The sequence below is a fragment of the Sphingobium sp. CFD-2 genome, from assembly GCF_024611135.1.
GTDB lineage: Bacteria > Pseudomonadota > Alphaproteobacteria > Sphingomonadales > Sphingomonadaceae > Sphingobium > Sphingobium fuliginis.
The window spans coordinates 1,144,502-1,166,502 of the sequence record NZ_CP084405.1 but is presented as its reverse complement, the minus strand read 5'-3'; the positions used below and the strand labels follow the sequence as shown (position 1 = coordinate 1,166,502).

Genomic DNA, 22,001 nt, shown 5'->3' with positions numbered 1-22,001 from the left:
TAGCGGTGGCAGGTACCGTTTTGTATGGGAATGATAAAGATGGGTGGCTTTTGGACGGTCTGCTTTCAGGTCAATGCTCGCAGTTTCAGACGCAGTGACCTGATGGCAAGGCTCTGATAATAATGGGCAGCCATGCTTGTGATAGTCCGCACATTCTTGCTTTGCGTCATCGCTCCTTGGCTGATCGCGTTCGTCTTTATAATCAATCACCAAGGCATAATCGGCTTACCCTTTGCCATTGCAGTAGGCGTAATTGGAATTATTATCACGCGACTGCCAAGCCTTACCAAGGGTGTCATCACTATAATTTACCTGTGCTTGGCGTTCTTTGTCTTGGTCAATTATTCGGTACGAATAGTTTGCGACTATAATCCTTGCGAGCGCAACGAAAAGGGTCAGCCGTTGGATTGACAGTGGTGCCGTTACGTCCACATTCGGTGTCCCTGCCTTCCCCTCCTGTCGTCCACAACTGGTCGATTCCAGACGCTCCTTGGTCGCGTCCGTCAATGTGGTGTAGAATTGGGTGTGGCCAGCGGGCTGCATTTTCAGGCGGCCTTGGGTGTAATCTGTAGCGGCTGTGCCTCCTCGATCATTGGTGTAGCAAGGGCGGCCATGCCCTCGATCTGCATGTAGCGGTGCTGGAGCTGGTATTCGTCATTCTGCTCCAGCAGGACGGCGCCGACGAGGCGGATGATGCTATCCTCGTTCGGGAAGATGCCGACGACATCGGCGCGGCGCTTCACTTCCTTGTTCAGGCGTTCCAGTGGATTGGTGGAATGTAATTTGACGCGGTGCTGCTCGGGGAAGGTCATGTAGGCCAGCACGTCGTGCTCGGCATCGTCCATGCAGGCGCCGAGCTTTGGCCAGCGGGTACGCAACTGGTCGGCGACCTGGCGCCAGACCTGTGTCGCGGCGGCATGGTCGGGCTGGAGGAAGACCTGGCGGATGGCAGCGGCGACGACGGTGTTCTGGCCCTTGGGCACGTAGGCCAGGGCATTGCGCATGAAGTGGACGCGGCACCGCTGCCAGGTGGCGCTGAGCACGCGAGTGATCGCTGCCTTGAGGCCCTCGTGGGCATCGGAGATGACCAGCTTCACGCCGGTCAGTCCGCGGCGTGCGAGGTCCTTGAGGAAGCTCGACCAGAATGGCTCGGCTTCGGAGGGTCCAATGTGAAGGCCAACGATTTCGCGCTTGCCCTCGGTGTTGACGGCAACGGCTATTATCGCGGCGACACTGACGATCCGCCCGCCCTCGCGCACCTTGAGGTAGGTAGCATCGAGCCAGAGGTAGGGCCAGTCGCCGGTGAGCGGCCGCTTAAGGAAGGCATGGACACGTTCGTCGATATCCTTGCACAGCTTGGACACCGAGGATTTGGAGATGCCGGTCATGCCCATGGCCTGCACCAGCTCGTCGACACGCCGGGTGCTGACGCCGGCGATCCACGCCTCCTGGATCACCGCGACCAGCGCCTTCTCGACGGTCTTCCTGGGTTCCAGGAAGCCAGGGAAGTAGGCGCCGGTCCGTAGCTTGGGAATCCTCAGGTTGAGCGTGCCGAGCCGGGTATCGAGGCTGCGGTCGCGGTAGCCGTTCCGCCAGGTCGTCCGGTCGCCGGAGCGCTCGTGTCGGCTAGCGCCGACCAGGCCATCGACGTCGGCCTCCATGATGATCTGTAATACGCTCTCGGCGATCGTGCGCAGGAAATCTCCATCTCCAGTCTTCGCCATCAGCTCGGCAAGCGGTAGTCTGTCGTCGGTCATCGGGATCAACTCCTCGGTGGGCGTGTGAAGTGTGGTAACTCCACCTTACCGATGAGCCCGGTGGCCACCGAGATCGAAATCGCATGGGGTGGGGCATGCCCCACCCCATGCGATCATCTCAATCTACACCAGAAATTACACCACGAGCGCGGACGCTAACCGCTCCTTTCACCGGTCAGCTTTCGGACTTAACCGAGCAACTGAGGATCAGCCATAGTAGCCCAACGGCAACAACATCCGCAAAAAGCATCCTATTTCCCAACAGGCGACCATTTCCACCTGTCCTATCCCGCCCCGGCCAGCCTACCAGGCTCTGTCTTTGAAACGTCCGATACATCGGGGTCCCACGCATGCGCGCGCGGGCGCACGCGCGCATACACTGTGAACTTCGGCGGAAAACGGCAGAAATCAGCCGCAAAACAGCCGCCTACAATCCTTATTGGATCGAGAAGCTGGCCCATGGCGAGCTACTTCAGATGATAGGGGAAAGTTGGTGGAGCCTAGCGGGATCGAACCGCTGACCTCCTGCATGCCATGCAGGCGCTCTCCCAGCTGAGCTAAGGCCCCATCGTTGCGCGGCATCATACCGCATCCCAATGGATCAGGCCATGTCCGGCATTAAGCCATCGGCCAAATATAGAACACTCCTTGCGTGGCTTTGGAGTGTTAATCGAGGTCACTTGCAACCTCGCCACACTCCTCGCTTGCGCTCGGGAGTTTTTCGGGAAAATGTCCCCCGGACATTTTCTTTTTCCGAAAAACTGGTGGAGCCTAGCGGGATCGAACCGCTGACCTCCTGCATGCCATGCAGGCGCTCTCCCAGCTGAGCTAAGGCCCCGTTTCCAGTGTCGGCGCCGTTGGGGCGGCGCCTCGGAGGTCGCTGCCATTAGGTGGCGGCGATCTCCTTGGCAAGCACAAAATTCAATTAATTGTCGTCGTCGCCATCGTCCCCGCCGGCGTCGACGCCCAGATCGTCGTCACCGCCCAGATCGACGTCATTGTCCGGCGAATCGCCGTCATCATCCACGTCCAGATCCAGGTCCAGATCGTCGTCCGCCGTCTCGATCTCGCCATCGGCGGTTTCGATGACCTTCTTGGGCGCTTCCTCATAGGGCAGCGGCTGCTTCGACTTCAGCACCGGTTCCGGTTCCCAGGCCGTGCCGCAGTTGATGCAGGTGACCGGGTCATCCTTGCCCAGGTCGTAGAAGCGCGTGGCGCATTTCGGGCAGGTACGCTTCGTGCCCCATTCAGCCTTGACCATGTCCGGCCTTGTCCTTCTCTTGCGAGTGCTCAAAACAGAAATTACGCGGCACGACAGGGTCGCCCGCGAAGAGACGGCGCCTTGCCATAGCGAAACCGCGCTGTCAAAAGCCGGGCGCATTTTTTCAAGTTTTGCAGACGGATTGACCCGTGACCGCTTCTTCCGACCAGCCCATGTCCATGACTTTCACCGCCGCCCCGGCCCTTTCCGGCTCGATCGCCGTGCCGGGCGACAAGAGCATTTCGCACCGCTCGCTGATGCTCTCCGCGCTGGCCGTGGGCGAGAGTCGGGTCGAAGGGCTGCTGGAGGGTGAGGACGTCCTCGCCACCGCCGCCGCCATGCGGGCGATGGGCGCGGACATCCGCAGGGATGCGGACGGCATCTGGCACATCCATGGGGTGGGCGTCGGCGGCCTACTCCAGCCGGAAAGCGCGCTCGACATGGGCAATAGCGGCACCTCCACCCGCCTGCTGATGGGGCTGGTCGCAAGCCACGCCATCACCGCCACCTTCGTGGGCGACGCCTCCCTCAGCAAGCGCCCCATGGCCCGCGTCACCGATCCGCTGTCGCGGATGGGCGCCAGCTTCACCACCAGTCCCGGAGGCCGCCTGCCTCTTACCATGCGCGGCGCCTGCCCGGCCGTGCCGCTGGACTATCGCCTTCCCGTGGCATCGGCGCAGGTCAAGTCGGCCATCCTGCTCGCCGGCCTCAACACTCCCGGCATCACCCGCGTGGTCGAACCGATCCCCACCCGCGACCACAGCGAACGCATGCTCAAGGGCTTCGGCGCGGACCTCGACGTGGAGGTCGAAGCCGACGGCACCCGCATCATCACGCTCAGGGGCGAAGCCGAACTCCACCCGCAATCGATCATCGTTCCCGGCGACCCCTCCTCCGCCGCTTTCCCGATGGTTGCAGCCCTGCTGGTTCCGGGATCGAACGTGACCATCGCCAATGTCGGCCTCAACGCGACGCGCGCCGGGCTGGTCGATCTGCTGCGCGAGATGGGCGGCGACATCGTCATCGAAAACCCGCGCGAGGTCGGCGGCGAGCCGGTGGGCGATCTCGTCATCGCGGCCTCGACGCTGAGGGGCGTCGAGCCCGATCCGGCCCGCGCCCCGTCGATGATCGACGAATATCCCGTCGCCTTCATCGCCGCCGCCTTGGCGCAAGGGCGCAGCATCTTCCGCGGCCTGGAAGAATTGCGCGTCAAGGAATCGGACCGCATCGCCACCATGGCGGCAGGCTTGCGCGCCATCGGCGTGCAGGTCGAGGAACTGGAGGACGGCATCGTCATAGAGGGCAGCGGTGGCGCGCCCCTCCCCGGCGGCGGCCCCGTCGCGACGAAGCTGGACCACCGCATCGCCATGAGCTTCGCGGTCGCAGGCCTCGTGTCCAGCAATGGCGTCACCATCGACGACATGCGCCCCGTCGCGACCAGCTTCCCGGGTTTCACCGCTTTGCTGCATTCGCTCGGCGCACTCGCATGACGTTCGACCTTGCCAATATCCTTGGACTGATCGGCAGCGGCCTGATGGTCATTGCCTATGCCTATAGCAACATGGCGAAGGTGCTGAGCTTCACCCTCTTCAACCTGCTGAACCTGGTCGGCGCGGTGCTGCTGATCTACTCGCTGACGGTTCATTTCAACGTCGCGTCGATGGCGCTGGAAGTCATATGGGCCTTCATCGCCTTGATCGGCCTCGCCAAGGCGCTGCGGAAAGGCAAAGCATCATGATCATCGCTGTCGACGGCCCCGCCGCATCGGGCAAGGGCACCATCGCCAGGGCGCTGGGCCGGCATTACGGCCTGCCCGTGCTCGATACCGGCCTGCTCTATCGCGCCGTGGGCCTTGCCGTGCTCAAGGCCAGCGGCGACCCGGACCATGAAGCCGATGCGCTCGCCGCCTGCGACTTCGACGACGCCATGCTGAAAGATCCCGCGCTGCGCAGCGAGGCCGTGGGCTCGCTCGCCTCCCGCGTATCGATCCACCAAAGCGTCCGGCAGGCCCTCGTCAGGCGCCAGCGCGACTTCGCGACCCAACCCGGCGGCGCGATCCTGGACGGGCGCGACATCGCCACCGTCATCGCCCCCGATGCCGACGCCAAGATCTTCGTCACCGCCAGCGTCCATGTCCGCGCCCAGCGCCGCTATCAGGACGCGCTCGACCATGGCGGCCATCCCGACATGGACAGCCTGATCGCGGACATCCAGGCCCGCGACACCCGCGACATGAGCCGCGATCATGCCCCGTTGCGCATGGCCGATGGAGCGGACTTGCTCGACACCAGCAATTTGACTATAGACGCCGCCGTCCAGCAGGCCATTGCACTGGTGGACGCCCAGTTGGAACGTCGGCAACAGGCCTGACGCGATGCCGGGTGCCGGGGATTCCCAGGCGCCCTTTTCGCTTGTCCACAGGGCGTCGACTCGACATGGCCGAACGGATGTTCGCATGGGTATCCGGCCCTGCGGGCGCTTTGGCCTGAAAGACCACCGGACACAACCGGTAGGCCAGCAATGACGAGTGAAGGACTTACCTATGGCCTCTACGGCATTCCCCTCGCGCGACGATTTCGCCGCGCTTCTCAATGATTCTCTCGGTGGCGAGGATGGCGGCTTTGAAGGCCGCGTCGTCAAGGGCACCGTTACCGGCATCGAAAACGACATGGCGCTGATCGACGTCGGCCTGAAGTCGGAAGGCCGCGTGCCGCTGCGCGAATTCGCCGCGCCGGGCCAGAAGGCTGACCTGAAGGTCGGTGACGAAGTCGAAGTCTATGTCGACCGCGTCGAAAACGCCCATGGCGAAGCCATGCTGTCGCGCGACCGCGCCCGCCGCGAAGCCGCCTGGGACAAGCTGGAAGCCGAGTTCACCGAGAACGCCCGCGTCGAAGGCGTCATCTTCGGCCGCGTCAAGGGCGGCTTCACCGTCGACCTGGACGGCGCCGTTGCGTTCCTGCCCGGCAGCCAGGTCGATATTCGTCCGGTTCGCGACGTCACCCCGCTGATGGACATCCCGCAGCCCTTCCAGATTCTGAAGATGGATCGCCGCCGCGGCAACATCGTCGTGTCGCGCCGCGCCATCCTGGAAGAAACCCGCGCCGAACAGCGCTCGGGCCTCATCCAGACGCTGGCCGAAGGCCAGATCATCGAGGGCGTCGTCAAGAACATCACCGACTATGGTGCGTTCGTTGACCTGGGCGGCATCGACGGCCTGCTGCACGTCACCGACCTCAGCTACAAGCGCATCAACCACCCGAACGAGATGATCAACATCGGCGACACCGTTCGCGTCCAGATCATCCGCATCAACCGCGACACCCAGCGCATCAGCCTTGGCATGAAGCAGCTGGAAAGCGATCCGTGGGAAGGCGCCGCCGCCAAATATCCGGTCGGTGCGAAGCTGTCGGGCCGCGTCACGAACATCACCGAATATGGTGCGTTCGTCGAGCTGGAGCCGGGCATCGAAGGTCTGGTCCACGTTTCGGAAATGTCCTGGACCAAAAAGAACGTCCACCCCGGCAAGATCGTTTCGACCAGCCAGGAAGTCGACGTCATCGTCCTGGAAGTCGATCCGGAAAAGCGCCGCATCTCGCTCGGCCTCAAGCAGGCCCAGAACAACCCCTGGGACAGCTTCGCCGAACGTCACCCGATCGGTTCGACCGTCGAGGGCGAAGTCAAGAATGCCACCGAGTTCGGCCTGTTCATCGGCCTGGACGGCGACGTGGACGGCATGGTCCACATGTCGGACATCGCATGGGGCATTTCGGGCGAGGACGCGCTGGCCCTGCACCGCAAGGGCGAGACCGTCCAGGCCGTCGTTCTCGACATCGACGTCGAGAAGGAGCGCATCAGCCTTGGCATGAAGCAGCTTGAGCGTGGCGGCCCGGCCGCTGGCGGCACCACCGCCGCTGCCGCTGGCCTCAACAAGAACCAGACGGTCACCGTCACGGTTCTGGAAGTCCGCGACGGCGGCCTGGAAGTCCAGGCCGGCGAAGATGGCGCCACCGGTTTCATCAAGCGCAGCGACCTTGGCCGCGACCGCGACGAACAGCGTCCGGAACGCTTCCAGATCGGCCAGAAGTTCGACGCCATGGTCACCGGTTTCGACCGCGCCAAGAAGCCGACCTTCTCTGTCAAGGCCCTTCAGATCGCTGAAGAGAAGCAGGCTGTGGCGCAATATGGTTCGTCCGACAGCGGCGCCTCGCTGGGCGACATCCTGGGCGAAGCGCTCAAGGCCAAGAGCGAGGGCTAAGCCCTCCTTCGGTATCTAACTTAAGTAATATGGCCCGCCGGAACTTAACTCCGGCGGGCTTTTTCTATTCCCAAAATGAGAATGACATACCGATATTGGCTGATTGTCACAGCCATGAGGATTCATTATAAATAAACAGGGAACCAGAAGGGGGAGTCTGGAGGACCAATGATACGCTCGGAACTGATTCAGAAATTGGCTGAGGAAAATCCAAACCTCAACCTCCAGGAAGTGGAAAGGATCGTCGATCTTTTCTTCAAGGAAATAGTCGACCGCCTCTCCAGCGGCGGGCGAGTGGAACTTCGGGGCTTCGGCGCCTTTACGACACGGGCGCGCGACGCGCGTACCGGCCGCAATCCGCGCACCGGTGAGCAGGTGCCGGTGGACGCCAAGCGGGTTCCCTATTTCAAACCCGGAAAGGAAATGCGGGAACGGCTGAACGGCAAAGCTGCCCACTGATCCAACCACATCCTTGACCTGTGCGTCGTTAGCCTTCAGGGGGTAACGGCCTCAAGCGGACGTGGCGAAATCGGTAGACGCAGCGGACTTAAAATCCGCCTCCCCCTGGGAATGCGGGTTCAAGTCCCGCCGTCCGCACCATCATGAAAATAGGTGATTTTTCGCTAGAAATGGCGAGGATCACGCACGTCCATTCCGATTTGTTCCGACAAGTCATTCCGACAAATCCGGCACTGGCAGTCACCCTACCCCTCCCCATCCAGTGCTGCGTCGATCGTATGGCGCGACAAGTGGGCAAGGCAACGCTGGATATAAGCCGCGATTGCCGGCGCCCGGCGCGGAAGCTGCGCCAATCCGGTGCCGACGCCATCCGATGGCCAAACCACGTCGCCGCCTGATGCGAGGTGCGCATCGAGCCTGCGAAATTCAGCCTTGATGCGCGGCACGATGGTCGGCAGGTCCGCGTCACAGAAGAACGATTCGTCATCCATCATCGGATGCCATTTAGTCGGGATTCCTACGGTATTCGGCTCGCCCCGACACTCCCGCGCTTGGCCGCCCCTGCCCAACGTGCTGACATTGTCACCGAACACATATAGGCGTTCGGGGTGGCGTCGGATCTCATCTCTCGAATAGCGGCCGACATAGATGATCTGTCCGCGCCTTGGCTTCTCCACCACGCTCATGATCCGCGCCCTTCAAGTGCTGTGCGGGCGCGACGAAAATCGCCAATGGTCAAATCAGCGCACCATCCTGCGCTGTAGTGCGCGGGGCATCCGTTTGGATGGGCCTCGCAACTATCAACCTGATCCGCCTCTTCCGCGAACGGCCTCAGCGCCTCCCTCAGCCGCTTTATCTCCTCTTCCAGCGCATCAGCCCGTGCCGCCTCTTCCGATCCTGCCTTGATGTATCGCTCAACATCATGGATCAGGCTGGTGATTTGCTCTTCCAGCGCGGCGGTGGACTGGAGGCGGTCATTTTCCCTGTCCATGATCACCTCCCTTGTGACGGTGATAATATTCGAGATTCATTTTCCGCTGACATGTACGGCAACCGCGTTGACCATTTTGTCTTATGATAAGATTTTCGCCAGACAAGGGATGCCCATGTATGCAGGCTTCCCGTCGCATGGCATGATGGCGGCGGCGCTTGACCATGTCCCTCATGTTCTCCTTGTTTGATCCCCATCGTAGATGTTTAGGATTGACGCACGGAGGGTTGTCGCAGGAGTGCAGGGCGAACGCTTTTGGCGGTCGCGGCCTCCCGTCTATTTCCAACGAAACATGGGAGGCTTTGCGGGTAGACAGTGTGCCATAGCCACCGTCATTTTTCGCGCCGGTCCATAACCAGCACTCATCGTCGCCCTTGCGATCAACTTTCGACCAGAAATCCTGCTCCACCGTCACGGGTGCTTTATCGGTGGTCATTTGCTATATTCCTTCGGCTGCGGGCAAATCCCGGCGACCGGACAGCCATTGCAATAAAGCGCCTTCGGTCCCTCTCCATATATGTCGCCATGGATGCAAAGATGCGGCATGTCGCTGGGCTTCCGGCCATTCGGCAGATTGCGCCCAACTTCCGCCATCTGGGTCGCTACATGGCGGCAGACATTGATCAGCCCTTCGGTTGTGGGGAACCTCGCCGCCCGCATTCGCAGTTCAACGATTTCGCCCCATTCCTCTTCGGTCAGAAGGTATTGCATCCCTCAGACCTCCCCGGAGGGAGCAGAGGGGAGCGGATGGCAGATGCCCGAACACTCGCCGCATTTGTGATGATAGCCAAGCGGGGCCGATGGATACTGCTTGCCGCACTTGTTGCAGGCGCTCATTCCCTGACGACTCTCCCCCGCCTCAAACTCCTGCCCCAACGCCTGTAGTTCGGACATCGGGGTGCGAAGGGCGGCAGACATGGCCTTGAAGATTGCAGCGACGATCATGCCGTCATCCCAATCTCTATAGGCTTCCGGCTGATCGCTCGCTTCTCGATCTTCCATTTCCTGACGGGCGCGATCCCAAGCGTCGCAGCCTGCCTCGATCACTTCATCAGGGATGCCTGCGCAAATCCAGTCCCCGCCCGCGTCATTCTGGGGAGGGGAGGAGCGGCGGTTCCAAGCTTCCGGGCTGTCGGCGCGCAATCCGCAGTCACGGCAATAGACGCATCCGTCAGGCCAATGATCGGGCGGCGGAATGATGTTGCTCGATCCGCAGCATGGGCACGCTTTCAGTTCCTCGCTCTTCGCGGTATCGGTGGGGTGGGTCATGGGCGGGTCCACTTCTGGATCGGGGAGGAATAGGGCAGCATCAGCGGGTGCTTGGGGTGGCCGCATTTGGCTGGCTCCCCGATGCAGAGCGGATCAAGGCCAGAGCCATGGATCAGCCCCAGAACGTCCCAAAATCGATTGCGGCGCATCTTCGGCTGTTTGCTGATCGGCCCCCACGCACAAATGACCTGATCGCACTCCGCGAGGATGCGGATCAGATGGTCATCGTTTTCCGGCCCAACGGGATCAGCTACGTCGCCAAGGCCCCGAACATCTGTGGCGCGATAGGCAAAAAGGTTGCCGATGACGAGATGCCCCCATTGATTGCGCTCCCCAAAGCCGCGCAGCTTTCGGATTGTCGCGTCGTCGCTGGTGGCGTCGGCAGTCGATGGGTTGACCATGATGATGGCGGTCAGGGTGGCGTGTGGCGAAGCAAATCGCTCAAGCCGGTAGCGGTATTTCCCGCATTCGCTGATGATCGCGCCCATCACCGCCCCCGCTCGGTTGAGGTTGCGGAGAACAGGGCGGCGACGGCGAGTTCCCAGCCGAAGCGGACCTGTTCCAGCGCATCTTCTCCGTACTGGTAGCCCTCGGCTTCCTTAGTCGCCCACACCTGCTCAAAAGACGGTCTATCCCGCGATACCGTCGCGCTCTCCCCCTCCGATGGGGAGGAAAGAAACTGCCGCGTTTCCAGCAGAATTTGCATGTCACGCTTGGCCGACCATTCGGGCACGTTGGCGTAGCGCTCCGCCCACTGTTGCAGCAGGTTGACGGCTCTCACCCCATCCAAAGCAGGCGCGGGAGGGGTGGCGTAGAGCGGGATCGGGTGCGCATCGGCAGGCGTCGGCCAGATAAAACCTTCGCGCCCGTCTTTCAGCGCCATCAACGAACCGCTGCCTGTATATGCCACCGCCTCCTGCTCGGCCGCAGGGGGTGATGAAAGGGTGGCGCGGAAATCAGCAATGTGCGCCTCCATGAGCGGGTTCGTGCCTGCATCAGCCCTGTCCCCGTCATCGTAGTCGGCAAGGAACCGTTCAATCGCCTCCCGCCCATTGCCCGCAGGCTCTACCGATGAAAGGGCGGCGAACCGCTCTGCCCCTGCAACGCGAGCAGCCTTCGCCTTTTCTTCATCGCGGGTGCAGTCGGATTTGTCGCGGGCGAGCCGACGCAAGGGATGCAATGCCTCCTGGATTTCATCGAAGGCTAGGCCGAACTCCTCCTGATACCGTTCGTCGTCATAGGCGTACGAGCCGCGCCCAGCTTCCCGGAGCCATCGGCGCGTGTGTAGGACGAACTCGATCGCATTGACGCAGGCCGCCGCTGCATAGCGGTCCCGATCGATAACGTGCATCAGCCGCTCGACCTCCCGCACCTCCTGACCTGTGGGCGAAGTTGAGAGGGCTGCGAGATAGCCTTGCTCGTACCCCCAAACGCAATCGTCCTTCGGCTTGCAAAGGCTGTCATCGTTCGGGTTCTTGCTGCACGGGATGCGCCATTCTTCGGCCGCCTTCGCCGCCAGCGCCGCTATTATGTCGGGGGTCATGGTTTCTTCTCCGCTCTGGCGCGCTCGGCGACGTGCCGCTGGCGGGCGGTGCCAGCCTTGCGCGCCTTCTCCTGCGTGGCCTTATTGTAGGTAGCCGTCTGCTGCAGCGTCCGGTGGCCTGACACGGGCCGAATGTCGTACACCCCCGCATCGCCCAGCTCGGTCGCACCTCCATGTCGGAAGCCAGTCATGGTGAAGCCCTTGGGAAGGCCCGCCTTCTCCCTGATCGCCTGCCAGCGCCAGATCGCCTCCCGCTCAGTGTAGCGCTTGCCCGTCAGTTCGTTGATGACGATATGCCCGGTCCCCCGTGGCAGCCGCGCAAGCTCCGCCTCCAGTTCGGGATAGAGCAGCGGCCCGCGTTCCCTGATCTCCGGGTCGTCGCTCTCTGGATCCGGGTCGCCGCGCAGGGGGATATATTGCGGGGGCGCATCCGCGATCTTGCCCTGTCGCATGACGAACATCTCGCCTGGCGTGTAATCCTCCCAGAAAAAGCCGCGCTCCTCGTCCGACGGGTCCATGATGTACCCGAAAACGTCCGTCACGCGGCGGAGCAGTTCGAAGGAGATCGCGGCGGCCGTCGCCATCGACTGGAAGCCTTCGGCGCGCGCGGTGGCGCGGAACAGGTCGTATTCCGCCCGCGTATTCGCCCGGTTACCCTTTTTGGCGGTCATTTTGATGCCCATGCGGGAGAAGGGGTTTGGATCCTTCACCTTCTTGGCGCGGATCGCCTCATTCCACACGCGGCGACACACCTGCATGGCATAGGCACCTGCCCGCTTGCCCCGCTCCTTCATGAGGTAGCGATACATCGCGTCGGCATGGGCCGCCGTGACCTCCACCGCGCGCCGCTGGCCAAACAGCGTCGTCTTGAGCTGGACGCCGGCCACGATCTCCATATAGGCCCGATAGTCGCGCCGTGTGCGCCAACTGGCCTCCTTGAAGCGGTCATGCGCGCGATACCAGGCGAACAGCGCTTCCACGGTGCCCTCTGCCGGCTTGCCCTGGACGCCAGTGCGCCACTCATCCAGCGCCGTGTTGAGCAGATCGGCCTTTCCGATCGCGGCGGCGAGATCCTGCCCGAGCGCTTCCGAGTCCACCGGGCACCGCCGCCCATATCGTTCCGCCGGCGGCTTGGCCCAGGTCGGGCGCTCCCAGAAATAGGCGGTGGCGCCATCGCGCAGCCTTTTTGAGCGCAGGTATCGCGGCAATCGGATCCTAGCCACGACCGAGCCCTTCGAATTCATCGTCTATATCGGTGGTGACCGTGCCGAACAGGCGGGATGTCACGCTATCCAGTTGCTCCCGGAGATAGACAAGCTCGCCATTGCGGCCGATCCGCCGACCGACGATCGAGCCGGACGCCTCCAGTTGGCCGAACAGCTTCGGGGCGATGCCCGTGTACTGCAGGGCGGCCTCACGGTTGAAGGTGAGCGGCAGGACGTTGAAGGTGACATGCTGCGCGGGGGCGCCCATCAGCTTGCCTTTCGGAACGCGGCGAGGAGTTGCTCGCCCAAGGGGGTGAGGACGACGATGCCGCGATCACGGCGCTCGCTCGCGTCGGGTCCGCCGAATTCGTTCGTCGCGACATAGCCGCGGCGCCAGAGCGCCCAGGCGGACACCAGTCCGCGCCCGGGCCTATTGCTGACCGGGTAGCGATAGCAGCGCCCGTTCATGGCCACCGGCTGTAGCGAGGCGAGCAGGCGGCGCTGGGCCGGGGTCAGCTTCGGGATCACGATGCGCGGCGCGGACGCGCTGCAATCGCAGGGGCCGGGGTGCGCCAGGCGGAAGGATCCGCAGTCGGCGTCGTGGGTGATCTTGGTCGTCACCGCCGATCCCATTCATGATAAACGTCAGTGGCGATGCGGTTTGCGTGCGATATGACGCTTCTCGGGTTCGCGCTGCGACGAAGGCGCAAAGATAGGATCACCAGTCCCAGGGCCACCCCGCATGCGGTGTCTGCATCGCGGTCCATTTCAATCGCCCGAAAGAAGGCTGCTATTGCGTCACCCGTCTCATCCGAAAGGCGGACCCCATGGCCTGGCATGCGAACTATGCGATCAACGATGTCCATCAATCCGCCCTCCCCACCATCTCATTGTGAACCGCGACGATTGCGCTGATCGCCGCCATCGCGGTCGGGTCGTCGCCGAAGCTAACCAGCACCGTCCGGTCAGCCGGATCCGCGTCCGCCAAGGCGACGATGTGCAGGCCCTTGCCGTCCCAGATCTGATCCTCCGTCAGCGAGCCCGGGTGCCGGTTGCTCTCCGCCCAGCGCTTGCCCCAATTGGCGCGCAGGCGGGCGGTCATCTGGTCGAGCGGGTCGGCCGCCGCGGGCGGGACGCCGTCGTCATGGCAGGCGACGCACGTCGCCGGGTTGCGGCGGCAGTGGACGTATGAGCCGTCGGCCTGCTTGAAGGCGTGGCACAGGCCCCAGCGCGTCTTGATGATCTCATATTCGTGGATGCCGGCGCCGAGCTTCATGCCGACGCCTCCCGGCCGGAAGCGGCCCACGCCTCGAATGCTTCCTTATCGCCATTGCAGCAGCGAAAAGCGGGCTTGCGATGCTCGCGCATGTCGTAGCTTTGTGGATTGTACTCCAACGACGCCGGCGCGATCTTCATGCCGGGGAACGCGAAGGCGACCTTGATCTGCTTCACCCGCCAGCGACCTTTGACGGTTGTGGCATAGGCGTGGTGATGGCGGCGATAATATGGCTCGTCATCGCCGACATTGTCGCAAATCGCGGCATCGGGGAAGCGCTTAAGGATGATGCGCTTGAACGCATCGATCGCGCGGTTCTGTCGGCGCTCGCGCTCGGCTTCGTGTCTGTCGTGGCGGACCTTGCACGCCTTCCGGCAGAACACCGCCGTATCCATGTACCCTATGATATGATCGGGCCTCCATCGTGCATAGAGTAGTTGCTGGCCGCGCAGGGGTTCATCCCGCCCCATCTCCTGTGCCCAGGCATTGGGCAGATCTTCATTGATGCGACGACCGCAGCCCGCGCACTCGAACCACCACCCCGCTTCGATCGCCGCGGATGCCGGAACATGCCCGTCCTCAGCATATCGATCGGCCCAGGGTGCACGATGGCAGGTGACGCTGTCGAAATCGCCATCGCCGTGTCGTCGCGCGCCGATGCGCCGCGCGACGACATTATGCTTGGCAAACACAATGCCGCCGGTGCCCTCGCAGGTTTCCTGGACGGAATAGGCCTTGATCTCAGGCACGGCGATCGCCCTCCCCCACGTCCGCCGCGCGCGCTGGGTCGGCCGGGTCAACGTCGTCCGTAAAGCGCTCGCCATAGAGGGGCATGCACTTGGCGCAGAGCATGCGGTGCGGCGCGGGGCCGCCGCATTCGGCGCACTGGTTGGTGCCAGCCATCACCAATCACCGACCGACGTGACAACCGCATCCACATCGATGGTGATCTTCGTCCCGCAAGCAATGTAGGAGCGCAGGCGCTGCTCGATGCCATAAGCGCGTCCGAACCAGGCCTTCTTCTGAAAATCGCGATCACCGATCCATCCGCCGGAAATCGTGCCATCCTGGTTCAGCAGCAGGCGATGTTTGCACTTGTGCTTGTCGTGCGCCGAATAGTGATGATCTTCGTCAAGGTGGAGCCATTGCGAGCTGTAACTGGGTTCCTCCAGGATGACCGTGATCACCTGCCCGTATCGATCTTCGCCTTCATGCTCTTGGCGCATGAACTCCGCGATCTCGGACAGCTTCACCTCCTTGGGCGCAAGGCCCAGGAGCTCCTCCATGTCGGATGCAAGTCGCCCGGCAACGATCGGGGCGACAACCGCCTCGATCTGCTTCTTGAGCATCACGGTCACCATCTCGCCGTAGCTGGGCAGGTCGAGCTTGTGGACCTTGAGCGCCTCGGTGACCGCCTCCTCCACCTGCTTCGCGGTGTCGCTGTAGCTGCGAAAGGACTTGTCGATGCACTCGATCACCAGCTTTTCAACGCGGCTGTTGACCTCCTTCTCGATGAAGTCGGGCGTCATGCGCGCGGCGACCGCCTGGCTGATCAGGTTTGTGAGATTGTCGGTCATCAGAACGGCACTCCGTCATCATAGGCATCAGGAAGCCGCGGATCGCTGAGGTCGCCACGCCGGATCATCTGGTTGGCCTTCAACTCCAGCAGGCGCCCGCGCAGTTCCATGGCCGTTCCCTGGGCCTGCTCCATGCGCTTCTCGGCGCTGGACGCCCGGCTCTCAAAAAACCGCTTCTGATTTTCCGCGTCGCGCTTGGCCGCCTCAGCATCCTTCAGCCGCTCGCGGGTGCGATCGTGCGCCGCCTTCTCATTGTCCAGATTGGCCGCATGCCGCGCAGCTTCCGCTTCGGCTGCCTTGATCTGGGCCAGGAAATCGACAGGCTCTACCTTCAGGGCCCCGCGCTCCTCGGCGTTGGTCGCGCCGCCCCAGAAATATTCTCCGCTTTCCAGGCAGTAGGCATCAACCGTCGTGGTCGAATATTCCGACTTGAAGCCGTAGGTGCCGTCCTCGGTCCGGAAGAGACCCGGCGGGCATTCGTTGAGCGTCACAAAGGTCACAGACTTTCCTCCCGCTCGCACGGCACGATGCCGGCAAGGTCGCTGGAACAGACGGCGCAATCGCACTCGTCGCTGGTGGATGGGTTGGCGGGCCGACCGGCCTCGACGGCCGACCCGCGCGGATCAGATGACGACCGAACAGGGGGATGGTCGTCCGAGGCTTCCGCCCGGCGCGCACAAAGGGGGGATGCGCGGACGGGCAGTTGGGGCTGGTTGAGCAGGTGCCGCTTGCGCTCCGCCGCCAGGGCGGCGCGGGCGGCGATGCCTGCGAGGAGGTCCGAGCCGATGGCGATCACTGCCGCGATCCTTCCGGCCAGAGGACATTGCCGTTGACGTCCTCGATCCGCAGCGTGCCGGGATTGCATTCGGCATGCGCGTTCAGGTCATCGTTGGGCGGCAAGTCGATGATGTAGAAGCAGTCCTCCCGGAAGAAGATGCGCGGCACCCAGGTATGACGGGGCGGCAGTTTGATCTGGCTGGCCATTATCCGACCCTCCGGAAGCGGAACCACGGCTTGCGCGGCTCTTCCATCGGCAGGATCGGCCCGCGCATTCTCTCGGCTTGCCATTGCGTGCGCTTGGGCACGATGACCGGGTCGCGGCCGCGGATGGTGAAGCGCGACATGGCCTAGCTGTCCATCTTGAGGATGACCTCGATCATCCGCTCGGCATAGGAATGGAAATGCACGCGGATGAACCACCATGCGCCGATGATCATGCCGACGCTGAGCAGCCCGGCGGCGATGTGCGCGGCGAAACTCACCGGACCGCCCTCAGGATCGAGCGGGCGCCGACGCCCGGAAAGGGAATGACGTCTGCCGACGGCAGCGCCGGGGCCGGACGCTCCAGCATCTCGGCAACGGCCAGCATGCGCGATGCGCCGTGGATCAGCATCTCGCGCGCCTTGGCGGGGTCGCGCTGCAGGAGGGCGTGCGCTTCCTCGGCGCAATAGCTGCCGACGTTGATGAGGTCGACCGGACGCAGGCGCATCGGCCCGGCGTCGCGGACCACCGCGCTTGCCCGGCTCAGCACTTCAGCGAATGCCGATCCTACGGAATATTGGATGTGAGACATGATGGCTCCCCTTGCCGTCTTGCGTCCCGGCCATGACGGCGCGGGAGATCAGGCGATGGGTATTTAAGTCTCATAAACGAGACTCCATGTCAATCGCGTTAATGAGACTTTCCCATTGCGGGTCACTTTTTTTTAGCTATCCTTCGTCCACTTTGTTCACGCTCTCGGGGGAGAGGCGAAATTTTGTGCTTTCCTACACACCAAGGAATAGGACAAAACGAGAACATGGTGCAGAGCGGGAGCGTAACAGTGGTGCTTATAGCTAGGTTTCTGGAACACCTTCGTTTCTTTCAAAATCAAGAGGAAGACGCATTGCCATGCGCACTGCTGACTCCAGCGACTCGAGGCTGTCTTCCATCTCCGGATGTTCCGCGAGTTCCAACAACAGAACCCGCATCGCCGCCGCCACATGGCGAAGGCCGGGCCCAGACCAATCCACATTAGGTTGGATGCTCAGCATCGCCGCAACGAGCACGCGGTACAAGGTCTCGCTCTTTGGTACTCCAGCTGGGGAGATTCCCAGATCGAGCGGAGGGCGGACGCGAGCGGTGTTCGCCAGCTTGATGAGCGTGAGCGTTGTAGGGATATGTGGATTGTCCATGTCGAGAGCGCGGGCGACGGTACTCCGCCCCATCCCCGCTGCCACGGACCATCCGGTCTTATTGAGGTTTTTCGCCTCCATAACCTCTAGTAGCCAGCGGGCAATCTCTTGCTTCCGCCGGCGCTTTTCTCGCTCTTGCACTTCCGCAAGTTCCCCCAGGGTTTCGAACTGCTCGCTCATCTAAATCAAACCCCTGAAACTGGTTAGAACCAAATTAGGCACTTGCTAAGTCTCATAAACGAGACTATGACTACGTGCATGATCGATTGGCATAAACCAGACGCGCTCAAGGATGCGTTGGCGGCAGCCAAAGTCTCTTTTGGAGACTTTGCGATTTTGTCCAATGTTTCCAAGGCTCAGCTTTACCGCCTCAATAACGGGGAAGGTAAGCCGCGCTGGGACACCGATCGCAAAATCCGCATCGCGTTGGACAAACTGCAAGACTCATGCGGTCGCAATAATGCGACAAAACGCAAGGCGAGTAAACCTGCCCAAACGGTATGCGTAGAAGGGCGTAGATCAGCCGGCAAGCGAGCCGCCGCATGACCCGCCGAGCCGCAATTCCTTTTGCCAAGGCCGGGGCCGGCACTGGCGCCAGCCCCGCAGTTTATCCGGCAAACGGGTCGCACCTTTGCCGGGGTCCATATGCCGCGGGAATGCGCATTCGGCGATCTGCCTGCGCTTTCGGTCTTTCGATCTCCTTCCATGGTCATGTTACTACGCCGAAAGGACCGCGCCATCATGTCTACTGATAGCCGTTTGGCGCGAGATGTCGCTGATCGACAGGTCGCGATGTTCAACAGTTTTGTCGGGCCGGGGCTTTACATCACTCGCGCCGCCCTCGCTGCCGCTAGCCGCATACCGGAGAGCACGCTCAAGAGCTGGGCCGCCGGCGCCGCCATGCCTCTGCATGGGGCACTGACGCTGCGCCCGCATCTGCCAGCCGCCGCCATGAACATGCTGACAGAGCCGGGCCAAGTACGATTTGCGTCGGTCGATGGCCAGGAAAGCAATTGGGATGCCATCGCTGCCACGGCGGCTGGGCTGGTCGCGGAAGTCTGCGAAGCCCGCAAGGATGGCAAGATCGACCATATCGAAAGCGCAAAGCTGCGCGAACGCACCAGGGGCTTGATCGCCGAGGCGATCAGCGCCGTCGAGGAAGGCTGAATTTTGAGCGGGGCGTAGCCTCGGGGGAGTTGAATGATGACCAGCGCGAACAACGCGGCGGCGGGGAAGCCCGCTTCCGCGATCCCATCTTTGCACCCTCGGCGGTCCTATGCCGAGTTCCTCGCCAGCAAGGCGATCGTCGATCCGGCCACCGGCCTGAGCGATCTTCCCGCGCTGCCCCCTGCCCTGTTTCCGTTCCAGCGGGACATCGTCACCTGGGCGCTGCGCCGCGGGCGCGCCGCGCTGTTCGCCGGGACCGGCCTTGGCAAGTCGCTGATGGAACTGGCCTGGGGTCAAGCAGTCACGGCGGCGACCGGACGCCCGATCCTGCACCTCGCCCCGCTTGCCGTGTCCGGCCAGCTTGTGCGCGAAGCCGACAAGTTCGGCCTGTCTGCGCATCTGGCCACCAGCCAGGCCGATTGCGGCCCCGGCCTGTCGATCACCAATTATCAGAAGCTGGATCATTTCGACCTCTCGCGCTTCGGCGGCGTCATCCTGGACGAAAGCAGCATCCTCAAATCCACGACCGGCCACTATCGCACCGCCCTGATCGCGGCATGCCAGCAGATCCCCTTCCGGCTGGCCGCCACCGCGACCCCGGCGCCGAACGACTTCATGGAGCTGGGCAATCACGCCGAGTTCCTGGGCGTCATGTCCTACACCGACATGCTGGCGACCTTTTTCTCCCACGACGGCGGGTCGACGCAGAACTGGCGCCTCAAGGGCCATGCCGAAAACGCCTTTTGGCAGTGGATGGCCAGTTGGGCCGTGATGCTGCGCAAGCCGTCGGACCTCGGCTATTCCGACGAGGGGTACGATCTGCCCCCGCTGCACTATCACCATCATGAAGTTTCGATCGCCCCAGCGGAGGGCGCCAGCGACGGCCTGTTCCCGACGCTGGCCATGCCCGCCGTTACGCTGGCGGAGCGGATCGCCGCACGGCGGGACAGCGTCGAGGAGCGGGTCGCCAAGGCGATCGAGATCACGCCGCACGATCGCCCCTTCGTGTGGTGGTGCAACCTCAATAGCGAAGCCGAGCTTCTCGCCAAGGGCATTCCGGGCGCGGTGAACCTGCACGGATCGCTGAGCGACGACGCCAAGGAGGCGATCCTCGTCGCTTTCAGCGAGGGGCGCATCAAGGATCTGGTCACCAAGCCATCGATCGCCGGGTTCGGCATGAACTGGCAGCACTGCGCCGATACGGGCTTCGTCGGCCTGAACGACAGCTGGGAGCAGTTCTACCAGGCTATCCGCCGCTTTTGGCGGTTCGGCCAGACCAAGCCCGTCAACTGCCATCTGGTCGCCGCCGAGACGGAGGGCGCGACGGTCGCCAACATCCGCCGCAAGGAGGCGGACGCCGACCGGATGGCCGCGGCGATGGTCCGGCACATGGCCGACCTGTCCTGCGTCAATGTGCGCGGCGCGGCCCGCACGATCGCCAATTACGACCCGCGCCAGCCGGTCATTCTCCCTTCGTTCCTCCAGGAGGCCGCATGACCATCTGCGCCGTCGACCAGGTCGTAACCGACCAATATGCCATCTACCAGGGCGACTCGTGCGAGATCATCCGCGCCCTGCCCGGCGACAGCATTCATTTCGGCGTTCATTCGCCGCCCTTCGAGGGCCTCTATAAATTTTCCAATTTCGACCGGGACATCTCGAACAATGAAGGCTCCGGCTTCTGGGAGCATTACCAGTTCCTGATCAGCGAACTGCTGCGCGTCACCATCCCCGGCCGCCTGCACAGCGTTCACGTCATGCAGTTGCCGACCAGCAAGATCCGGCACGGCCATATCGGCATGCGCGATTTTCGCGGCGAGGTCATCCGGGCCTATGAGGATGCCGGGTGGATCTTCCATAGCGAGGTCTGCATCTGGAAAGACCCTGTCGTCGCGCAGCAGCGCACGAAGTCGATCCGGCTGCTGCACAAGCAGGTTGTCAAGGATAGCGCGCTCAGCGGCCAGGGGCTGGCCGACTATATCGTCACCTTCCGCAAGCCCGGCGATAACCCCGAGCCGGTCGGCGGGTGCTTCGATATGTGGATCGGCGAAGGCGACGGCCCGGACCCGTCCAAGTTCACGACCGCCGAGGATGGCCGGAACTGGTATTCGATCGAAGTCTGGCAGCGCTATGCGTCGCCGGTGTGGATGGACATCCGCCAGACGCGCACCCTGCAATATCGCGCCGGGCGTGACGAGAATGACGAACAGCATATCTCACCGCTGCAACTCGACGTCATCGAGCGCTGCATCGATCTCTGGAGTAACCCCGGCGATACGGTCCTGACCCCCTTTCTGGGCATAGGCAGTGAAGTCTGGTGCGCGGTGAATATGGGGCGCAAGGGCATCGGGATCGAGCTCAAGCCGTCCTATTTCGATCAGGCCCGCAGCAATCTGGCTCCGCTCGACAATGTATCGGACGGACTGTTTGCCGAGGACGCGGCATGAAGCGCGTCGGCAAGATCGCGCTCGCCTTCGGGGCGGGCATGGCGGCGGTAGCGGTCATCAACCTCGTTTCCGGCATCATCGGACTTGACGTCCAGGGCACGCTGTTCGCGTCCGGCTGGATCGGCGGGCATGTGTTCTGCGCCTGCTATTCGCGGAGGGCGTCCGCATGAGCGCCTCGTCCTCCGCGCGCCAGTTGCGCGAGATCCGCATCGACCGGATCCTGGACATGATCGAGCAGGCGGCCGCCAACGACCAGCCCTGCCCGACCAATCGCGTGCTGTGCAAGGCCCTGGGCGTCAGTTCCGTAGCCACCGTCAGCGCCATGGTCGAACTGCTGGAAAAGCGCGGGCTGATCAAGGTCGAGCGGATGAGCGACGCCCGCATCGCGGAGATCGTCGCGACCGGCCGCAAGACGGCGACCCCCGCGAAATGGGGCATCGTGGCATCGGCGGGCGGGTGCACGCGCAACAAGACCGCCGCCGCCCGGTTCGATGACGTCCTGGCCGAAACCGGCAGCATCGAGCGCGCGGGCGCGGCCATCGGCCTGGGCCCGGCCTCCGCCCATTCCCGCTTCTCCCGCATCCGCAAAGAGCTTGGCTGGCAAGCCCAGTGAAAGGACC

33 protein-coding genes and 3 tRNA genes are annotated in these 22,001 nt (G+C 62.8%); 12 read left to right on the top strand and 24 right to left on the bottom strand.

The annotated features are described in order from the left end of the window. Window positions 1–545: 545 nt before the first annotated feature. The 4 genes from LDB29_RS05605 to LDB29_RS05590 form a co-directional block, all read right to left on the bottom strand. Complete coding sequence (locus LDB29_RS05605) at window positions 546–1,757, bottom strand: IS256 family transposase (RefSeq protein WP_011950834.1); 1,212 nt, start codon at window positions 1,755–1,757, stop codon at window positions 546–548. 491 nt (window positions 1,758–2,248) lie between these two features. Further along, window positions 2,249–2,324: transfer RNA gene (locus LDB29_RS05600), tRNA-Ala, on the bottom strand. Between the two features lie 195 nt (window positions 2,325–2,519). Continuing rightward, a tRNA-Ala gene (locus LDB29_RS05595) sits at window positions 2,520–2,595 on the bottom strand. Between the two features lie 87 nt (window positions 2,596–2,682). Further along, window positions 2,683–3,018, bottom strand: a complete 336-nt coding sequence (locus LDB29_RS05590; protein ID WP_007688826.1) for a TIGR02300 family protein — start codon at window positions 3,016–3,018, stop codon at window positions 2,683–2,685. Window positions 3,019–3,167: 149 nt separating this feature from the next. On the opposite strand from LDB29_RS05590, the gene aroA reads away from it, so the two are divergent. From aroA to LDB29_RS05560, 6 genes are all read left to right on the top strand, one after another. Further along, entirely contained in the window at window positions 3,168–4,508 is a 1,341-nt protein-coding gene (gene aroA, locus LDB29_RS05585; RefSeq protein ID WP_025550490.1) for a 3-phosphoshikimate 1-carboxyvinyltransferase, read from the top strand. Next, complete coding sequence (locus LDB29_RS05580; protein ID WP_007688823.1) at window positions 4,505–4,756, top strand: hypothetical protein; 252 nt, start codon at window positions 4,505–4,507, stop codon at window positions 4,754–4,756. The genes aroA and LDB29_RS05580 overlap by 4 nt, the downstream gene beginning before the upstream one ends. Beyond that, a complete protein-coding gene (gene cmk / locus LDB29_RS05575; RefSeq protein ID WP_025550487.1) occupies window positions 4,753–5,388 on the top strand; it encodes a (d)CMP kinase in 636 nt (211 codons plus the stop codon). The genes LDB29_RS05580 and cmk overlap by 4 nt, the downstream gene beginning before the upstream one ends. 172 nt (window positions 5,389–5,560) lie before the next feature. After that, window positions 5,561–7,273, top strand: coding sequence for a 30S ribosomal protein S1 (gene rpsA, locus LDB29_RS05570; protein ID WP_044662092.1), 1,713 nt, complete (start codon window positions 5,561–5,563; stop codon window positions 7,271–7,273). A 168-nt stretch (window positions 7,274–7,441) separates the two neighbouring features. After that, window positions 7,442–7,732 (top strand): integration host factor subunit beta, encoded by a 291-nt coding sequence (locus LDB29_RS05565; protein WP_025549821.1) that lies wholly within the window; start codon window positions 7,442–7,444, stop codon window positions 7,730–7,732. Window positions 7,733–7,787: 55 nt separating this feature from the next. Continuing rightward, window positions 7,788–7,873, top strand: a tRNA-Leu gene (locus tag LDB29_RS05560). A gap of 104 nt (window positions 7,874–7,977) precedes the next feature. Here the strand turns inward: LDB29_RS05560 and LDB29_RS05555 are convergent. The 20 genes from LDB29_RS05555 to LDB29_RS05460 all read right to left on the bottom strand — a co-directional run bounded on the left by LDB29_RS05555 (window position 7,978) and on the right by LDB29_RS05460 (window position 17,947). Next, on the bottom strand, window positions 7,978–8,418 hold the full coding sequence (locus LDB29_RS05555; RefSeq protein WP_257556503.1) for a hypothetical protein: 441 nt from the start codon (window positions 8,416–8,418) through the stop codon (window positions 7,978–7,980). Further along, entirely contained in the window at window positions 8,415–8,723 is a 309-nt protein-coding gene (locus LDB29_RS05550) for a hypothetical protein (protein WP_257556501.1), read from the bottom strand. The genes LDB29_RS05555 and LDB29_RS05550 overlap by 4 nt, the downstream gene beginning before the upstream one ends. Next, window positions 8,707–9,159 (bottom strand): hypothetical protein, encoded by a 453-nt coding sequence (locus LDB29_RS05545; RefSeq protein ID WP_257556500.1) that lies wholly within the window; start codon window positions 9,157–9,159, stop codon window positions 8,707–8,709. The genes LDB29_RS05550 and LDB29_RS05545 overlap by 17 nt, the downstream gene beginning before the upstream one ends. After that, window positions 9,156–9,434, bottom strand: a complete 279-nt coding sequence (locus LDB29_RS05540) for a hypothetical protein (RefSeq protein ID WP_257556499.1) — start codon at window positions 9,432–9,434, stop codon at window positions 9,156–9,158. Before LDB29_RS05540 ends, LDB29_RS05545 begins: the two co-directional genes overlap by 4 nt. Window positions 9,435–9,437: 3 nt before the next feature. Next, window positions 9,438–9,866, bottom strand: a complete 429-nt coding sequence (locus tag LDB29_RS05535) for a hypothetical protein (RefSeq protein WP_257556498.1) — start codon at window positions 9,864–9,866, stop codon at window positions 9,438–9,440. Window positions 9,867–9,988: 122 nt separating this feature from the next. After that, window positions 9,989–10,480, bottom strand: a complete 492-nt coding sequence (locus LDB29_RS05530; RefSeq protein ID WP_257556495.1) for a DUF1643 domain-containing protein — start codon at window positions 10,478–10,480, stop codon at window positions 9,989–9,991. Then, window positions 10,480–11,535 carry a hypothetical protein gene (locus LDB29_RS05525; protein WP_257556494.1) on the bottom strand — a complete coding sequence of 352 codons (1,056 nt, stop codon included), beginning with the start codon at window positions 11,533–11,535 and terminating at the stop codon, window positions 10,480–10,482. The genes LDB29_RS05530 and LDB29_RS05525 overlap by 1 nt, the downstream gene beginning before the upstream one ends. Next, window positions 11,532–12,758 carry a hypothetical protein gene (locus LDB29_RS05520; RefSeq protein ID WP_257556492.1) on the bottom strand — a complete coding sequence of 409 codons (1,227 nt, stop codon included), beginning with the start codon at window positions 12,756–12,758 and terminating at the stop codon, window positions 11,532–11,534. The genes LDB29_RS05525 and LDB29_RS05520 overlap by 4 nt, the downstream gene beginning before the upstream one ends. Next, a complete protein-coding gene (locus tag LDB29_RS05515; protein WP_257556490.1) occupies window positions 12,751–13,008 on the bottom strand; it encodes a hypothetical protein in 258 nt (85 codons plus the stop codon). Before LDB29_RS05515 ends, LDB29_RS05520 begins: the two co-directional genes overlap by 8 nt. Continuing rightward, complete coding sequence (locus LDB29_RS05510; RefSeq protein WP_257556488.1) at window positions 13,008–13,361, bottom strand: hypothetical protein; 354 nt, start codon at window positions 13,359–13,361, stop codon at window positions 13,008–13,010. Before LDB29_RS05510 ends, LDB29_RS05515 begins: the two co-directional genes overlap by 1 nt. 244 nt (window positions 13,362–13,605) lie before the next feature. Further along, a complete protein-coding gene (locus tag LDB29_RS05505; protein WP_257556486.1) occupies window positions 13,606–14,016 on the bottom strand; it encodes a hypothetical protein in 411 nt (136 codons plus the stop codon). After that, window positions 14,013–14,765, bottom strand: a complete 753-nt coding sequence (locus LDB29_RS05500) for a hypothetical protein (protein WP_257556484.1) — start codon at window positions 14,763–14,765, stop codon at window positions 14,013–14,015. The genes LDB29_RS05505 and LDB29_RS05500 overlap by 4 nt, the downstream gene beginning before the upstream one ends. A gap of 153 nt (window positions 14,766–14,918) precedes the next feature. After that, complete coding sequence (locus LDB29_RS05495; protein WP_257556482.1) at window positions 14,919–15,593, bottom strand: hypothetical protein; 675 nt, start codon at window positions 15,591–15,593, stop codon at window positions 14,919–14,921. Continuing rightward, window positions 15,593–16,093: a hypothetical protein gene (locus LDB29_RS05490; RefSeq protein WP_257556480.1), complete on the bottom strand. Its 501-nt coding sequence runs from the start codon at window positions 16,091–16,093 to the stop codon at window positions 15,593–15,595. The genes LDB29_RS05495 and LDB29_RS05490 overlap by 1 nt, the downstream gene beginning before the upstream one ends. Next, window positions 16,090–16,389 (bottom strand): hypothetical protein, encoded by a 300-nt coding sequence (locus LDB29_RS05485; RefSeq protein WP_257556478.1) that lies wholly within the window; start codon window positions 16,387–16,389, stop codon window positions 16,090–16,092. Before LDB29_RS05485 ends, LDB29_RS05490 begins: the two co-directional genes overlap by 4 nt. Further along, entirely contained in the window at window positions 16,386–16,577 is a 192-nt protein-coding gene (locus LDB29_RS05480) for a hypothetical protein (protein ID WP_257556476.1), read from the bottom strand. The genes LDB29_RS05485 and LDB29_RS05480 overlap by 4 nt, the downstream gene beginning before the upstream one ends. Beyond that, window positions 16,577–16,717: a hypothetical protein gene (locus tag LDB29_RS05475; RefSeq protein ID WP_257556474.1), complete on the bottom strand. Its 141-nt coding sequence runs from the start codon at window positions 16,715–16,717 to the stop codon at window positions 16,577–16,579. The genes LDB29_RS05480 and LDB29_RS05475 overlap by 1 nt, the downstream gene beginning before the upstream one ends. Window positions 16,718–16,720: 3 nt before the next feature. Continuing rightward, window positions 16,721–16,855 carry a hypothetical protein gene (locus LDB29_RS05470; RefSeq protein WP_257556472.1) on the bottom strand — a complete coding sequence of 45 codons (135 nt, stop codon included), beginning with the start codon at window positions 16,853–16,855 and terminating at the stop codon, window positions 16,721–16,723. Next, the gene (locus LDB29_RS05465) at window positions 16,852–17,166 is read right to left on the bottom strand and encodes a hypothetical protein (RefSeq protein WP_257556470.1); all 315 of its coding nucleotides are present in this window, start codon (window positions 17,164–17,166) and stop codon (window positions 16,852–16,854) included. Before LDB29_RS05465 ends, LDB29_RS05470 begins: the two co-directional genes overlap by 4 nt. Before the next feature lie 262 nt (window positions 17,167–17,428). Then, window positions 17,429–17,947 (bottom strand): hypothetical protein, encoded by a 519-nt coding sequence (locus LDB29_RS05460; protein ID WP_257556468.1) that lies wholly within the window; start codon window positions 17,945–17,947, stop codon window positions 17,429–17,431. Window positions 17,948–18,025: 78 nt separating this feature from the next. Here LDB29_RS05460 and LDB29_RS05455 point away from each other — a divergent pair, with 78 nt between their 5' ends. From LDB29_RS05455 to LDB29_RS05430, 6 genes are all read left to right on the top strand, one after another. Next, window positions 18,026–18,313, top strand: a complete 288-nt coding sequence (locus LDB29_RS05455; RefSeq protein ID WP_257556466.1) for a hypothetical protein — start codon at window positions 18,026–18,028, stop codon at window positions 18,311–18,313. Between the two features lie 195 nt (window positions 18,314–18,508). Next, window positions 18,509–18,934 (top strand): hypothetical protein, encoded by a 426-nt coding sequence (locus LDB29_RS05450; protein ID WP_257556465.1) that lies wholly within the window; start codon window positions 18,509–18,511, stop codon window positions 18,932–18,934. Between the two features lie 36 nt (window positions 18,935–18,970). Beyond that, entirely contained in the window at window positions 18,971–20,431 is a 1,461-nt protein-coding gene (locus tag LDB29_RS05445) for a helicase-related protein (RefSeq protein ID WP_257556463.1), read from the top strand. Next, window positions 20,428–21,381 carry a site-specific DNA-methyltransferase gene (locus LDB29_RS05440; protein ID WP_257556461.1) on the top strand — a complete coding sequence of 318 codons (954 nt, stop codon included), beginning with the start codon at window positions 20,428–20,430 and terminating at the stop codon, window positions 21,379–21,381. Before LDB29_RS05445 ends, LDB29_RS05440 begins: the two co-directional genes overlap by 4 nt. Beyond that, complete coding sequence (locus LDB29_RS05435; RefSeq protein WP_257556459.1) at window positions 21,378–21,551, top strand: hypothetical protein; 174 nt, start codon at window positions 21,378–21,380, stop codon at window positions 21,549–21,551. The genes LDB29_RS05440 and LDB29_RS05435 overlap by 4 nt, the downstream gene beginning before the upstream one ends. Further along, complete coding sequence (locus tag LDB29_RS05430; protein ID WP_257556457.1) at window positions 21,548–21,994, top strand: hypothetical protein; 447 nt, start codon at window positions 21,548–21,550, stop codon at window positions 21,992–21,994. The genes LDB29_RS05435 and LDB29_RS05430 overlap by 4 nt, the downstream gene beginning before the upstream one ends. Window positions 21,995–22,001: the final 7 nt, after the last annotated feature.